This is a genomic window from Wolbachia endosymbiont (group B) of Ischnura elegans, assembly GCF_947251585.1.
GTDB lineage: Bacteria > Pseudomonadota > Alphaproteobacteria > Rickettsiales > Anaplasmataceae > Wolbachia.
On record NZ_OX366371.1, the window covers coordinates 1630640 to 1646174 of the forward strand.

At 31.7% G+C, this 15535-nt stretch carries 9 protein-coding genes; 1 reads left to right on the forward strand and 8 read right to left on the reverse strand.

Annotation, left to right across the window (positions count from 1 at the left end):
• Nucleotides 1-10 precede the first annotated feature (10 nt).
• Nucleotides 11-3547, reverse strand: a complete 3537-nt coding sequence (locus tag OPR58_RS08375; protein ID WP_265022444.1) for a DEAD/DEAH box helicase — start codon at nt 3545-3547, stop codon at nt 11-13.
• 26 nt (nt 3548-3573) lie between these two features.
• Nucleotides 3574-4017 carry a hypothetical protein gene (locus OPR58_RS08380; protein WP_265022445.1) on the reverse strand — a complete coding sequence of 148 codons (444 nt, stop codon included), beginning with the start codon at nt 4015-4017 and terminating at the stop codon, nt 3574-3576.
• A 94-nt stretch (nt 4018-4111) separates the two neighbouring features.
• Between OPR58_RS08380 and OPR58_RS08385 the strand changes: the two genes are divergently transcribed.
• A complete protein-coding gene (locus tag OPR58_RS08385; protein WP_265022212.1) occupies nt 4112-5071 on the forward strand; it encodes an IS5 family transposase in 960 nt (319 codons plus the stop codon).
• Between the two features lie 12 nt (nt 5072-5083).
• Here OPR58_RS08385 and OPR58_RS08390 read toward each other — a convergent pair whose 3' ends face one another.
• From OPR58_RS08390 to OPR58_RS08415, 6 genes are all read right to left on the reverse strand, one after another.
• Complete coding sequence (locus tag OPR58_RS08390) at nt 5084-7456, reverse strand: DUF677 domain-containing protein (RefSeq protein WP_265022446.1); 2373 nt, start codon at nt 7454-7456, stop codon at nt 5084-5086.
• A gap of 9 nt (nt 7457-7465) precedes the next feature.
• Nucleotides 7466-11002, reverse strand: a complete 3537-nt coding sequence (locus OPR58_RS08395) for a hypothetical protein (RefSeq protein ID WP_265022447.1) — start codon at nt 11000-11002, stop codon at nt 7466-7468.
• Between the two features lie 21 nt (nt 11003-11023).
• A complete protein-coding gene (locus tag OPR58_RS08400; protein ID WP_265022448.1) occupies nt 11024-11923 on the reverse strand; it encodes a hypothetical protein in 900 nt (299 codons plus the stop codon).
• Between the two features lie 63 nt (nt 11924-11986).
• Complete coding sequence (locus OPR58_RS08405; RefSeq protein ID WP_265022212.1) at nt 11987-12946, reverse strand: IS5 family transposase; 960 nt, start codon at nt 12944-12946, stop codon at nt 11987-11989.
• A gap of 500 nt (nt 12947-13446) precedes the next feature.
• The gene (gene nth, locus OPR58_RS08410; RefSeq protein WP_265022449.1) at nt 13447-14094 is read right to left on the reverse strand and encodes an endonuclease III; all 648 of its coding nucleotides are present in this window, start codon (nt 14092-14094) and stop codon (nt 13447-13449) included.
• A gap of 21 nt (nt 14095-14115) precedes the next feature.
• On the reverse strand, nt 14116-15459 hold the full coding sequence (locus tag OPR58_RS08415; RefSeq protein ID WP_265022450.1) for a molecular chaperone DnaJ: 1344 nt from the start codon (nt 15457-15459) through the stop codon (nt 14116-14118).
• Nucleotides 15460-15535 lie beyond the last annotated feature (76 nt).

Genomic DNA, 15535 nt, shown 5'->3' on the forward strand with positions numbered 1-15535 from the left:
AAGTGTCAGATCAAGTTCTATCTAATACATGTAATGCTTCATCCCATTGAGAATTAGCTTGATCTGTTCCTGTATCTCTATCAAGAATTGTAATATTAGGATTGCGATCTGGACTACTTCCGGTTTTATCTACATCCACTACATAATCCTCTCCTGCTTTCATGAAGAACGCGGTTATAGCATTATTAATCCAAGATTCTAAGTGCTGTTCAATAAACGGTCTGAGATTATTGGGAACATGTATAAATTTTTCTCTTTCAATGCACTCTTTTAAAAGGTAAAGAAAACGATCTTTGTAACAATTAAATTCAGGTGAAAGTACTTTATTAAGTTCATTGTCATTAATGTTTCCTTTTAACAATTTGCCCTGATCATCTAATATCTCAGTTTTGATTAAACGTTCCCACATAATATTTTTTTGCTGCTCGCTTAATTCAGACCCAAGTTTTCCAATATCTTCTTTTTTTATTAAGCCATATAAGTCATTTAGCACTGCTTCTTTGATTGCTTTAGTGTCAAAAGCATAGGAAATTTCTTCATGGTTCCTAGCTGGTCTATTAATCCACTGCCAAATGTAAATGTAAACAGATTCCAGCTTATCTAGTCCTGCCAGATCATGAGATAAGTACAACATATTGTTACCTTTATCGAGCAACATACTATCTACTTCATCAACAATTACATTGTTAAAATTACGATCTCCTAAAATATTTTTCCCGTAAAATTTATCTAATAAATAATCGCGCTGGAAATTAGATAAATCACCATATACCACTTGATTACCTGAATATGCTTCCTTTCTTTTTTCAATATCTTCACTACAGTTATGTGATACATTAATACCAAATAAACTATAGATATCTCTATTATCCTCAGCATCACGTTTTGCCAATACAGAAGAACTAGTTATAACATCTACTTTCTCTCCACAAAGTGCTTTCATAATTGATGCTGCTACTACAATTAACGATTTTCCCTCCCCAGTAGATACTTGTGCTAAAGTATTACGATCATTTGTCAATAACGCCAATACAGTTAACTTTTGAGTGTCACGAAGCTTGAATCTTCTTTTTAATTCTATGGCTCTATCTATTACAGCAATCATTTCCTTGCGTGTTTCTTTAATATCTCGCTTTCTTTCTCCAATTCTACCTTGGAATTCTTTTACCCAATTTTTAATACCAACTTCTGTAAAACTACCTACAGATTTTCCACCGATTACATACTTCTCATCATAAATACTCTTGATAGAATCCTCAATTTCTGGCAATTTGTCAGAAATTCTTTTTGAAGTATTACCATTACCCTTAATGAGTTCAACTAATTGCGTTACATTGCGTTCTTTTTCATCAGCAGTAAACTTCTGCTGCATTTCGTTTTTCCATTCATTAATACTATTACAATCAGAAAGCATTTTTAATTCTTCTTTACTTAGATTCCATTTTTCATTATGAAAATTAGATAAAACGTTAGTAAGCGTATCAGGTGACAATTCTTGTTTTTTCTTTTCTAGAGCCTCTATAAATTTCTCCGATAAAAGAGCGCCAAAAATATTCTCTATAGATAAAAGATAGTAAGAAGCTGTTGGTAAGTCATCCTTTTGCCAATCTACTAATTTTGACAGCTTGCATGTCCAGTATTTTTCTTTCAGTGCATAAGGCCACTCAGATAACTCTAGTCCTTCTAAACTAACTGTTTCATTTGGAATATTACTTAATAAATGCAGAATATCTTCAATGCATTGAGTAGAAATAGGATTGCTTGATTTATGTTGATCCAACTTTACTTTAAATAACAGTAAAACGTCCTTACTTTCTATTTTCGATAAGTACTTTCTCCATTCAGGTTTCTCTATTAATGTTTTTTTGAAATAATCTTCGAGTTGTAATAATATCAATTCATCTATCCAACTCTTTTGAGGATAAGCTGCAACTATCCAACAAAAGATATTCAATTCTTTTTTATCTTCAATAACAGAAGTTAGAATTGAGTTCACTAAACAATATAATTCTTGAGAGGATACATGTCTTCCTTCGCTAGAAAAGCTTTTCAACATGTTATGCAAAATTCCTTGCTGCCCAATATATTGAGATGTAATTTTGTTCAATCGCTCTTTTAACTGTTGTTTTTCCCCTTCAGGAAAGTATTCTATAATTTTTTCTATATCTTCCTCTTCATTAAAATATTGTTCATCTTCTGAAGGACTGTTATTGGATAGAAAAGCTTGATTATTTAAGTAATCATCGAACTCCTGTTTTTGTTTAAATGGCCTAATTTTTGCAAAAATCTGTGCATAAAGACTATCTTTCTTTTTGCGCTCTTCTTCTAGCTTTAAGTAGCTTTTATCAATATTTAATTGTATAAATTTATTGTCTCTACATAATATGTGAATAATTTTCTTAGATGAAGGGTTGTGATCACCTCGCAGGAACAATCTATTATCTTGATCTTCAACATATAATCTGATGTTAATACCAAAAACGTAGGCTAATAATTCTCTGTAACTTCCCGATAATGGGCCTTTTTCTTGAATATAATCATTATACTCTTTTAGAATAGCTTGATCTTTACAACACTTATCCCAATCATACTCTAGCTCAAGCTGATTATTAAAACGATCATAAAGAACTTTTAGAAAATTATCTTCTTGTATTTTTTCCTCTAGCTTACTTATTAAAGATTTGTCTTTAACACTTTTAATCCATAAATCAAATATTTCTGCATGTCTTGGCTGAGATAACTCACTTTTAAACGCTTCAAAGAATATATTCAAATTGCGTTCTTGTTTTTCTAGAAATTCTTTATATTCGTTATAATATTTTTTAACATCTGTATGTTCCTCTTCTAATTTTCCTACTTCTAAAACAAACGCTCTAATTGAGTATTTTAAAGCTTTATTCTCTGTATTCTGTAATTCTTCTTTACTGAATTTAGAAATTTTTTCATGTTGTTCTGTACTATTTTCATAAAGATATTGATTCAGAGTTCCTAAAATATGGTGAGAAATATTGTTATCATTTTCTTTTGCTTCAATGAGATATCTTGCTGCATTTTCAGGTGTTAATTCTACATTATTTGTAACCTCCTGATAAGGTGGTAATTGCTTTACAACTTCTTGCAATGTAGCAAGTCTATACTTATCAATCAAAAGCTTCTCTATGTCTTGTAGCTCTGTATTATTTTGTAAGCTACTCGTTTCAGGAGGGCTACCTTTTAAGGTTTCAAAAACTAAAAATAACTGACTAAGCTGAGATAAATTAAGTTCTGCCTTTTTTAACTGAAACCAATTGTCTAGCAGCAATGGTTCTTTTTTTAGCTTATCAATAAAACTTTTAACATCAATAGTCTCTCTGTAAGTGATACTAGATGTTGTAATAAAGACATTATTATGATGCTTACTTCTGTTATGGTAAGGAGAATGACGCTTAATTCCTAATTCTGTAGTTTGCTTTTCCTGCTGTTCTTGATTTTCAGTGATTGCTTGTAAGGCTTGTTGTTTAGTATTTTCTAAATCAGATCGTAAGTCCTGCAATGTATTTTTTTCCATAGAACTCAAATGATGAGAATAACTAGCTAAAATGCTACTTTGTGAAATATTTTTTTCCTTACAGCTTGTGCGTGATGTTGTTGCTCACTATTCTGTCTAGTATTCTTCCTTTCTTCATATTCTTTTTGCTTTTTGTGTTCAATATTGATAGCATCTATACCAGCATATTTGTTCTTATATGGACACCACACTCGATCACTTGGGTCATTATCACTATCATAATACTCTACTTTATATTTACCTTGATCACGAAACTTAGCTTTACTCCACCATTTGTGATCCAAATAACCCATATCCAGGCCATTTTTTCCATGGTTACCATATAAACCACCTTTTCCCTTTTCTCCTTCTTCCCCTTGCTTAGTACTTTTTATAATGTTAAATTCCTGGCTGCTATTTTCTGGATGCCTTATTATTATCCCCCCGGCATGTCCACCCTGACCGCCTAATCCATACTGGCTTTGTTGCATAGCTAGTGTTGGTTGAGGTTATTGTAAGGAGAAAAGCTTATGGTTACTAACGCATTTTGTTGTAAAATAGGCATTTTTCAAACAAGTATAACTTATGCCACAAAAAATGAGAGTAAGTAACCAAAGAGAATATAATGAGTTTCTAAAAAAAAGAGGAAATGTTTTTCATTTTGTTAATCAAGCCATAGAAAATTGGTATGAAAATAGTCCAAAAGTTGCAGGTGGCAATAACACTTATAGTGATAAAGTTGTAATTTTAATACACATAATAGTTCATCTTTTTAGAATTGGCTTGAGACAAGCTGTAGGTTTTGTAAAAGGTTATATGGTACAAATAGGCAAAAAACTTAAGATTATCAGCTATACACAAGCTTCCAGAAGATTTAAAAAGCTTAATTTGAAGATTGATGACCATAGAAGCAATAAAGATGATCTGGAAAATGTTGAAATTGCCGTAGATAGCACTAGAGTTAGTATCTACAATAATAACGGTGGGCATAGTAAGCTTAATATTCGAAAAAGAAAATACAGTGGTTATGGTCAAGTAAGAAAATTACATGTTATTTTAAACATAAATGATAAGAAAGCAATAAGCATGAACTACACTAGTGGTGTTGCTGTAGACTATTTGCCGGTCTGCGATATGTTAGAAGAAGTCAGTGATAAATATAACATTTGTTCTATTCGAGCAGATGCGGCTTATGATATAAAAAGTGTGTATAAAGAATGCAGAAAATACAATATTGTGCCTATTATTCGCCCTAGGAAGGATACTAAAATTTGTTTAGCTGACTACTTATCAGAAAGAAACAAGTATATTAGTAGAATTAGGTCATATGAGAATTATGAAGATGGTATTAATGAATGGAAGAAAAAAGTTAAGTATGGAGCACGGTCTTATATTGAAGTCTTTTTCTATAGGTTGAAGCAAATATTTGGGTTTGGCTTGAAAAATAAATCAGAGGTAAATCGTGAAAAAGAGCTGTTAATTAAGTGCTACTTACTGAACAAATTTACTGATATTGGTATGGCTAAATTTAAATTAGCTGCGTAAGTTCATTGTGATTTACATGCCTATCAGTGCTATGCAACAAAGCCATCCATACTCTCCACCCTGCCACCCTGGCTGTCCTAACGATCCTTTATAGAGTAGAAAAGCCTGACGACTTGTAAGCCCACCTCCACGCTCAAAAGAAAAAGTGACCTCATTTCCTTGACTTGTAACTGTTTTTATAAAAATATTCTCCTCAAAACTCTTGAGTAATGGAGTCGTATCACCAGCTACTGCAATCTGACATACTGTTTCATTATAAGAGCGTATATCTTCAATATCTTTAATAATTTTTTCAATTGTTGCATTATTAGCCCCTGTATACCACACAGTTTCTACTGTTGATGAATCATTTTTAATATTCTCAACAATCTTTTTTATTGTATATTCTCTCTGTATACTCCCTAAACTAAAATCAGCAACAGGAGGAAACTTTTTATCAAATTCTGCCTTCGTAATACCTACTCCATCCTTACCATCTCTTCCATTACCACCATTCTGGCCTTTACTACCCTTGCCACCATGTGAAATAATGGTAAAGTTTTCTTGGCCTTCTATCTTTTCCGTTAAAATTAAAACATTGCCACCACTTTCCCCAGGATAACCATCTGCTCCTTGTTTGCCATGACCATCTTTTCCAGTACCTGCATTATTGGAATAGGTATGATCGTTATCTTTTCCAGATACATCCCAGGTTACTTGATCATAAACCTTTATTGCTTTGGTTAAAATAACTACATTCCTTCCCTGCCAAACTTTACTCTTAAGGTTTGTATCAATATGTATAATACCAGCGCCGACAAAACGTACTTCCTCTATATTTGGATTTTCTAAAAGTGCATTTTCTAATTGCCGTAAAGTTTCACTGACAACAATGTTCTTCCCTTTTACTTCAACAACCAATCGATTATCTATTCTTCTCTTTTGTATTTCTACTGGTTTTATATAAGCACCTATAATTTCCTTAAACTTGTCTATTAAAAAAAGATCTTCTTCCTCCAAGCCCTCTGTTGCTTCTTGCAAAACTGTAAGATTTTCACCATAAGTATCTACTTCAAGCTTCATAATATTATTGATCAATTCATCAAACGATAAATCACCACGACAAAAGTCTCCTAATTCCAGTTCAGCAATAATTGATTGAAGATTTTTAGAGGAACTTAAAAAGTCAACAAAAGTTTCTAGAAAAACTAATTCTTTTTCAGCAGAATCACTATAGGCAACTATTTGTTCCAAGCACTCTTTTTTAAACCGACTTATGAAAATTTTTTCATCCTCTTTCCTAACCAATTCATAGTGCTTCATTAAAAGGATGTAACACTCAAGTTGGTTTAAAGGATTAGGAATCTGGCTTAAATCCTTTATATCATCTAGTGAATTAAAAATTTCTTGAATAACAGCACGGCTTTTACTTTCAGTCAGTTCTTTTAGTAAATTTGTTGTTTCTTGTAGCCAAAGCCTTGCGCAATATTTTATATATTTTCTCTCAATATAAGCATTGTCAATAGTGCTAAGCGACCTATGAAGCCTTTCTTCTATATAATCTTTAACTTGCACTAAATTACTTTTATACTCTTTAACTTCTTTGCTAATAATATCTTTTATCTCCTGTTTCTTATCACTATGTTCCTTCGTTGCATTTACAGTTTTTTTGAGATTGTCACTAGTTCTCTTATATCGTATACTCAGTGCAGGTTGGCCAGCCAATTGATACACTTGACCTAAATAGTCAGACTGCTCTGCAGTAATGAAAGTATTTTTATACTCAGGTACAGTAATTGCATCTTCTAGCATATTAATGACTCTTAACAGCTGAATATTTTGAATCTGCTGTCTATTCTCAGCAGAGCATTGTTGCAAAGGAACCTGATTTATACTACCTAAAACAATACATAATTTTGTGTACTTTTTGAATTTATTAAAAGTGCTATATTTTGTCAGCAGATCTTCTTGCTGCTCATGTATTTTCTTTACTTCTGTCAAAAACTTTTCAGCATCATTCTTTAATTCTTTTGTCCCGTCTGAATAGCCTTCTCCAGAAACTTCAGCAAGCTTCTCTAAACATTTTTCTAGATATTGTTTTACGCTTTCTAAATCAACCTTATGCTTATTAAACAGCTCATCATTATAATAGCACGCAAGGTTAAAATAGTGGTAAGCTAAGCGTTTACAATACTGCGAATAAGACCAAGAATTAGTATTTTCTCTTATGTCCTTCCTTAGCTCTCTATACCGTTTATTTAATTCTTCTGACACGTTTGCTAGCCAAGGCTCATTTCCTACCCAACTCCCCAAAGAATTTAAACATTCAATAGCTTGCTCAATATTCAGTAAAGAGCTTACATTTTTTCCACTGTCACTAATCTGTTGATTTTGAACATTAAACATATATAACTCCTACCTATTTTGTTGTCTACTTACTGCTGGTTCCACAGATGGCTGATCTATATTAGTGCTACATTCTTTTTGAAAAAAAGATTCAAGAAAATCCATCGTTGTCTTATGATTACTTTCTGACTCTCTAATTCTTTTCTCATTTTTTGAGCCTTTTTCTTTTACTTTTTGTTCTCTGGATTTATTCAAGCTTTCATAATTTATAGTAATTTCTTTTTCTTCTTCTTTTAGAAACCCAGCATTTACCAAATGTTCTTTACAGAGTATCAACTCATAACTACCCTTATTATCTTTACGTGCAGTTCTACCCTTAATCTGTGTTTCTTCTTTTATATCAAGTGAAAAGAATGTCTGTATAACATGCACCCCACCGCTATTTTCTACAGCAACACTAGACTTAAAATCAACACCACGACCCATACCTCTTGTTGCTAGTGTTACTGTTTTTGTAATGCCTGCTTCATCAATATACTTCTCTTTAGCCTGTCCTTCCGTATTTTCTGTTAATGTGTATAAGCGGTCAAATTTGCCGAGGAATTTTTCTTTAAATTTGTTTATTTCAGTATCTGTATCAAAAAATATTAATACTGATTGTCCTGAGCCCATCTTAGAATTTGTATGATTGAAAATTTTGTTAAGCCATTCTTCCTCTGAATCCTGAGATAAAAAATTTTCACTTGAATTAAATTTTAAATGAGAATCACCAAAAAAAGATGGCATGATGGAATTTTCTCTGATGTTATAAAATTCTCTTACCGCTTTTTTCTCATGATCATCTAACGTAGTTAAGGTACCACTCACTCCTAAGATAAGAGGATATTTCTCCGGCAATTTTACATAAGACACTTTGCCACAGTCTATATTCAAATAACCATAATTTTTATGATTAAAGTCTTTTTTCTTCAATCTAAAATAATTAAATATGTTGTAGTAACCAGAGTAAGTATAAATGGAATAAATTCCATTGTCTTTTCTATAGCTTATAATTCCATTATCATTAATTTTATACTTATTAATGTACCAATCTTGATCACTTCCTTTTGTAACGCATATTGCAGCATCAATCATCTTATCAAGATGCTCTTCATAGAGAGACTGATTAGTATACTCTTCCTCAATAACCACATTCTTTTCTTCCTTCAAAAGATAGTATTTTCCAGATTTAAATCTATTAAACTCTTGAAATTCTTGATTTCTTTCTCCTACCTCTTTCAAAATAGTACTTTTTTCATAATCTTTGCTGGCCATTCCCCATATTTTCTCTTGAATACTAGCTAGTCCTGAAATACGTATAGTATTACATGCACCATAAGTATTTCCATAGAATTGATCAGAAAAGAAAACATCTACTTCATCGATTAGTAAAATAGTATTGCTGATATCCTCTTGCTTTATCTGTCCAGATTGCTCCACGCTATGATTTAAAATACGGCCTTCAACTAATTCTCTTAAATCTTGTTTCTTGCCATTTACCTCAGGCTTTATCACTTCATTTGCCATCTTCTCAAATGTACCATAAGTTATCTTGTCACCAATACCAAACTCCTTAAAAAAGCCGTTAAAATCTTGTTGATCTCGAGCTGCTAAGTATTCACTATAACAAACAGTTCTGACCTTATGACCTGTCAATACTAATAGTGAAGAGAGTAAACCTAGTACAAGCGATTTCCCTTGCCCTGTTAAGACTTGCGCAAGATGCTTATCAACACCTTTAGAGTCTTTATCAACACTTAACAATCGCAAAATGCATAATATTTGAATACAATGTGGCTTTAAGCTTTTTCCTGTACTTGCAATATCCTTTGATTCTTGTATAGACCACACAGCAGCTAATCCAGCAAGAAGATCAGGTAAAGTTTCTCTCTTGAATTTTGTGTTCCATTCATCAATTTTAATTTGTTTTGATTGCTCCCGTACCTTTTCAGTAATAAATTTAATTTTATCTTGGTAATTTTTGTCAGAAGTCTCTTGTATATAGGAGTTAAATTCTTTTAAGTATCTGTTATAGCAATCTCTTAGTGTTTCTACTGTGCTATTATTGTTTTCTTTTCTATATAGCTCTAAAGCTTTGTCTATATCAATCTCATCTTGTTTTCTTAAATACCAAAAAGATTCCCCTATGATACCAATTCGTTTTTTAAAATCCTCATAAGATATGCTATTCCCTACTACAGAAATAAACGGCTTTGTACTTTCTTCTTTGAATATATCGAAAGACACGTAGTTAGGTTGCTCCTTTAGATAAAGAAAAGATTTCTTAATTGCTGACAGTAACTCACTTGCTGCACTCAAATTATCGTCATCAGACCATTTTTTTTGCTCAAGTAAATTACTTACACTATTTAATAGATCTTGAGTGATTTCAATTAAGTAGTGATTAGGGATATTATCCTTATATTTTTTGATGAAATTTTCAGGATCTAAAACCTTATATGAATTTTTATCTTTATTGGCTACTTCTACTTCAGTTAAGTCATTATTAGTTCCTTTAATAAACCAACTGAATTCTATACTATTTAAATCCTCTAAAAATTCATTAAACGATCTAAAGTACTTAATGAACCCTTGTGATTTTGCTTTTTTATCAAGTGCAGTACTTGCAATATCAAGTAGTGTGTTACGTATTGCTTCCATGTTTTGCTTGAACTCCCCATAAGGAAACTTATCAGGAATTTTTTCTAAAATAAATTTTCTATTCTTCCAATACTCGTTATATACATCTACCAAGTCTCTAAAATCACTAGATTGTTCATCTAAAAACGCCTTCTTAATAGATTTTATTTGTTTTGTTAAAATATCTCGATCAATTTCTGAAACTTCTTTTGAGAGATAAGGACTTGTTTGTGCTATAAACCTTATAACATTATGTGTTGCTATTCGAAATGACTCATAATGATCACCTTCTGTGTTTTTAATAAAATCCATATAGCCTTGTATGAGAGGTTCAAATAACTTTAATTCTTTTTCGGAAAGCAGATTAGTAATTGCACTGTCAATAATATATATCCATACTAAGCGCTCTTCAGGTATAGCTGACAACTCGTCACTGCTAACAAACAAGCTCTTGATAAATTGCCATAATGTTTTATCATTCTCAAATTTCCTTTCGTTAGAATAATAACCTGGCTCAAAATGTTTCATTAGTGTAAAGATAAAGCGATATTGCTGCTCAAGAGAGTGGTTTAAAGAGGAAGTTGATGGCCAATTTATAGTTTTTATCAAGCACCATTTTCCTTGTTCATTTTTTTTAAGCAAATCATTAACAGGAATGTCTATTTTACTACTAATCTCTAAAATTAACTCCTGAAAGCTCTTACAAAGATAAAAATAAATAGGATGAGTTAAAGGCGCAAAATCCTTCAACGAATTGTACTTCATTATTTCATTTACCTTTCTAAAAAAAGAATCCTGCAAATTATCTAAAAATTCTGAGAAAAGTTGCTCATCCATTGCATTAGCAAGGTCAGAAAATAAATTTATGTCTTTGTTACTTACATGAAGTGCTTGTTGTTCAAGCAGTGCATCTATATTAGAAATCATTAAATAGGCTAGTGAGGAACTCTAGGAAGAACATTTATCACGTAAGGACTTTCTATGACACTCTATTAACTCGTTACGAATTCTTTGTAATTCTCCTAATAAATTCTTTATGCTGGGCTGAGCAGAATCATCGAGTCTAGGAAAATTCTTGTTTCTCTCACGCAAAGCTTTTTCTATATTTAACAAGCCTTGAATAACATCTTTAAGTTCAGTTGAGATGTAGTTATTGTTAGCTATATCAGTTAATATTGAAGTATCTAAATCTTTTAGTTTCTTATATTTTTCTAGTGTGATGGAAAGCTGTAAAAGATCCTCTGCATACTCAAGATTATCTGCAGTCTTATCACTTCTACCATGCAAAAGTTGTTTAAACTGCCCATAAGCAGTATTTCTTTTATCTAACAATTCATCTTTTAAAATCTCGGTTATTACAAGCTTTTCAGAAAGTTTTCTCTTAACATCTATGAAAGATTTAGTAAAATCTAACCTTTCTTGATTGTGAACTCTTATCCTCGCAACAAAATTATCTTGGTTAGAAGTAAATAAGCTTCCTGAACCATGTATTTTGATATCTATACTACCGTAAGAAAGTTTACCTGAGCATACTAATTTACCATCTTCTAACTTTTCCTTTATGTATTGTTTTTTATCTTGGTTAAATATTTTTCTTATTCCTTCTTTGCTTTGATCAAGATTGCTTTGATGAATATTATCAACTTCTTTATGCTGACTACCTTTCCAGGTATGCTGCTTAAAATGTGATACAGTAGGAATAGACTCCAGGTCAGAATCACTTTCACAAGATATAGAAGATCTCTCAACCTTATCACTAGCATCACAGTACTCCTCATCAGAGGAATTAGCTGAAAAAGACAGCAAATTCTGACTTACCTGCTGACTATTAGAATTTCCTACGTGCATAATACCCCCTATAAAGAATGGCTTTGTTGCATAGCACTGATAGGCATGTAAATCACAATGAACTTACGCAGCTAATTTAAATTTAGCCATACCAATATCAGTAAATTTGTTCAGTAAGTAGCACTTAATTAACAGCTCTTTTTCACGATTTACCTCTGATTTATTTTTCAAGCCAAACCCAAATATTTGCTTCAACCTATAGAAAAAGACTTCAATATAAGACCGTGCTCCATACTTAACTTTTTTCTTCCATTCATTAATACCATCTTCATAATTCTCATATGACCTAATTCTACTAATATACTTGTTTCTTTCTGATAAGTAGTCAGCTAAACAAATTTTAGTATCCTTCCTAGGGCGAATAATAGGCACAATATTGTATTTTCTGCATTCTTTATACACACTTTTTATATCATAAGCCGCATCTGCTCGAATAGAACAAATGTTATATTTATCACTGACTTCTTCTAACATATCGCAGACCGGCAAATAGTCTACAGCAACACCACTAGTGTAGTTCATGCTTATTGCTTTCTTATCATTTATGTTTAAAATAACATGTAATTTTCTTACTTGACCATAACCACTGTATTTTCTTTTTCGAATATTAAGCTTACTATGCCCACCGTTATTATTGTAGATACTAACTCTAGTGCTATCTACGGCAATTTCAACATTTTCCAGATCATCTTTATTGCTTCTATGGTCATCAATCTTCAAATTAAGCTTTTTAAATCTTCTGGAAGCTTGTGTATAGCTGATAATCTTAAGTTTTTTGCCTATTTGTACCATATAACCTTTTACAAAACCTACAGCTTGTCTCAAGCCAATTCTAAAAAGATGAACTATTATGTGTATTAAAATTACAACTTTATCACTATAAGTGTTATTGCCACCTGCAACTTTTGGACTATTTTCATACCAATTTTCTATGGCTTGATTAACAAAATGAAAAACATTTCCTCTTTTTTTTAGAAACTCATTATATTCTCTTTGGTTACTTACTCTCATTTTTTGTGGCATAAGTTATACTTGTTTGAAAAATGCCTATTTTACAACAAAATGCGTTAGTAACCATAAGCTTTTCTCCTTACAATAACCTCAACCAACACTAGCTATGCAACAAAGCCATAAAGAATTATCAATATTCTTAATTTAAGATGTTTTATTCTTTGAAAAGAGGCAAGAAAAATTTTATATGTCGATAAATAAGGTTCTCAAAACACGGTGTTTTTTTCCAAAATTTGTTGATTGAGTTATGGTGGTTGAAATAGCAAACCAATTAAGTTGCTTCGTCCAGCGCTCTCTTTTAGTTAATTATTGTTTTTTCCTTATAAAAATTTAGCTTACCTTTTACATCTAAATAGCTAACAAAATTCGGCCTTTTATAGATGAGTAACCCTCTAGGAATTATCTTCTTGAATTCTATGATATTATTTTTTGTAACATTGTTATACATATCATGATAAGGAAAATGGAAAAATGTGTAAAGTAATCTTTTTCACCTCTGTGAGCTACTTGAATTAAAAAAGAAGAGATACTAACCTCTTGCATTCAAACTCACATAAATCATGAATTATGCATGTTTCACACGAAGGTTTTTGTGCCTTGCAAATGTATCTACCGTGTAAAACTAGCCAATGATGAGCATAAAGTAGGTATTTTTTTGGCACTACATTCAAAAGAGACTGCTCTGTTTTAAGTACATCTTTTTCTTTCACAAGCCCAACCCTATTGCTCACTCTAAAAACGTGAGTATCAACTGCCAATGTTGGAATACCAAGCCCTGAATTTAAGAACACATTAGCGCTCTTTCTCCCAACCCCTGGTAAAGATACCAAATCATCGAAATTAGTAGGCACTTTGCTATTGTACCGCTCAATCAATATTTTACTGAGCCCGATTATATTTTTTGCTTTAGAATTATATAAACCAATACTGCTTATGCATTTTCTCAGCTCACTTTGCCCAAGATTCAACATTTTTTCTGGCGTATCAGCGATACTAAATAGCTCCTTTGTAATTTTATTAACACTTATATCGGTCGTCCGCGCTGACAGAACTATTGCAACTAATAACGTAAAATGATTGGTATAATTTAGCTCTATTTTTGGCGCAGGATTTGACTGTTGAAATTTTTCAAATATTAATTCTACTTTTTTTGAGTCCATGCATAGAGCTAAAAGCTTATACTATACTGTTTGCTGTGCAAATTCAATTGCTTGAGGATTAGATAGTCCTTCAGTATTAACATCAGACATATCAGTTTTTACCTCATCAAAATTCCTTTCAGCAAATTCGCTTGCCACTTCTGCAAAACATTTTCTAACAAGAGGCATGATAATTGGCATTAACAGTTTTCGTGGATCATACCGTCCTAACAGATCAGTTTCCTTTTGTACTCTATCTCTTGGATCTTCCTCAAGTAAATCTTTCATGTGTTTTTCAGTGTATATTTCACAACCTTTTGAAAATGTAGGACTAAATATCTCAGTAGCTAGCAGTGCTAACAATGACAAAGTACCAAATATTGTCACATCAACATAAAAACTGCCAGAGATAAAACCCTCTATCATTAAATAAGTAAAAAAGATAGGCAAAGGGTAAAAAACACAAAGACTATAGCATAAGTAAATACAATTCATTCTACTTACATACTTGTCAGTAGAAATCTCATAGTTTTTATATTTTTTTCCGTAATGTTCTGTTAACAAAGCCAAAAACTGCACCATAATAGAATTTAATGCTACTAGTGGCAAGCATAAACACATCAAGGTATTACTGGCAATTAACCAAATAGGCAAGAAATAATAACAATAACTTGCTTCAGCAAGAGCTAAAGGAAGTAAGGTATATACTTTAGCCTTTAAAATACTAGATAGCAAATCGTCTCTACGTTTTATAAACTTTTGCGTTAGTACTTGTTTGTCTTCCCTTATTAGACTCCCACACTTTTCTAAAGAAGAGATATAATTAAATAGTTGCATGTTAGGTTTCATTAAGTGCTCATCAAGCTCATTTCTTAGCTTTTTGACTTTATCATCGAAAAGTGAGCCATATATTGCCCAATATTTTATATCACAAATTAATTTATCTTTGTGTTTCAAGTCTTCTTCTAGTGAGCTATTTTTCTTTTTCAATATGGAAGCAAGCTCAACAAAATTCTTTCCTATCACTTCCTCTTCAGTGATATTTAATTTTTCAAATAGTTTCTTCCTATAATGGAATTCACGCGCTGTTAAATGCCCATCACTTTCAGCATCAACACTAACTTTGACACAAGGATTTCCTGATTTTAAAGGTTCAATGTATTTTTTTAGCTCTTGATGAGCTTTACAAATTTGATTAAATCTATTTTTATCTCCACCCTTGTCAGGATGGTTTACAAGTATCAATTTATTATATTGTTTTTTCAGAAACTTGCTAAGAGCTTGATAATCTTTACCTACAATTTGTTCAGCTTTTATCTCTAGTACGTTAAACAGATCATTATTATCATAAAACTCCTGACCAGTTAACTTGAAATGTTGACCCATGACTATATCTCAAATAAACAAGCTATATCTTTAGTATATTTTATTTATATATTTTATGCAATCATAAAAATGTTAA

Excerpts from the sequence above, each read along its gene's own strand:
- OPR58_RS08375 (WP_265022444.1), bottom strand. The coding sequence starts at position 3,547 with ATGGAAAAAAATACATTGCAGGACTTACGATCTGATTTAGAAAATACT.
- nth (WP_265022449.1), bottom strand. The coding sequence starts at position 14,094 with ATGGACTCAAAAAAAGTAGAATTAATATTTGAAAAATTTCAACAGTCA.
- OPR58_RS08405 (WP_265022212.1), bottom strand. The coding sequence starts at position 12,946 with ATGCCACAAAAAATGAGAGTAAGTAACCAAAGAGAATATAATGAGTTT.
- OPR58_RS08390 (WP_265022446.1), bottom strand. The coding sequence starts at position 7,456 with ATGTTTAATGTTCAAAATCAACAGATTAGTGACAGTGGAAAAAATGTA.
- OPR58_RS08395 (WP_265022447.1), bottom strand. The coding sequence starts at position 11,002 with ATGATTTCTAATATAGATGCACTGCTTGAACAACAAGCACTTCATGTA.
- OPR58_RS08415 (WP_265022450.1), bottom strand. The coding sequence starts at position 15,459 with ATGGGTCAACATTTCAAGTTAACTGGTCAGGAGTTTTATGATAATAAT.
- OPR58_RS08400 (WP_265022448.1), bottom strand. The coding sequence starts at position 11,923 with ATGCACGTAGGAAATTCTAATAGTCAGCAGGTAAGTCAGAATTTGCTG.
- OPR58_RS08380 (WP_265022445.1), bottom strand. The coding sequence starts at position 4,017 with ATGCAACAAAGCCAGTATGGATTAGGCGGTCAGGGTGGACATGCCGGG.
- OPR58_RS08385 (WP_265022212.1), top strand. The coding sequence starts at position 4,112 with ATGCCACAAAAAATGAGAGTAAGTAACCAAAGAGAATATAATGAGTTT.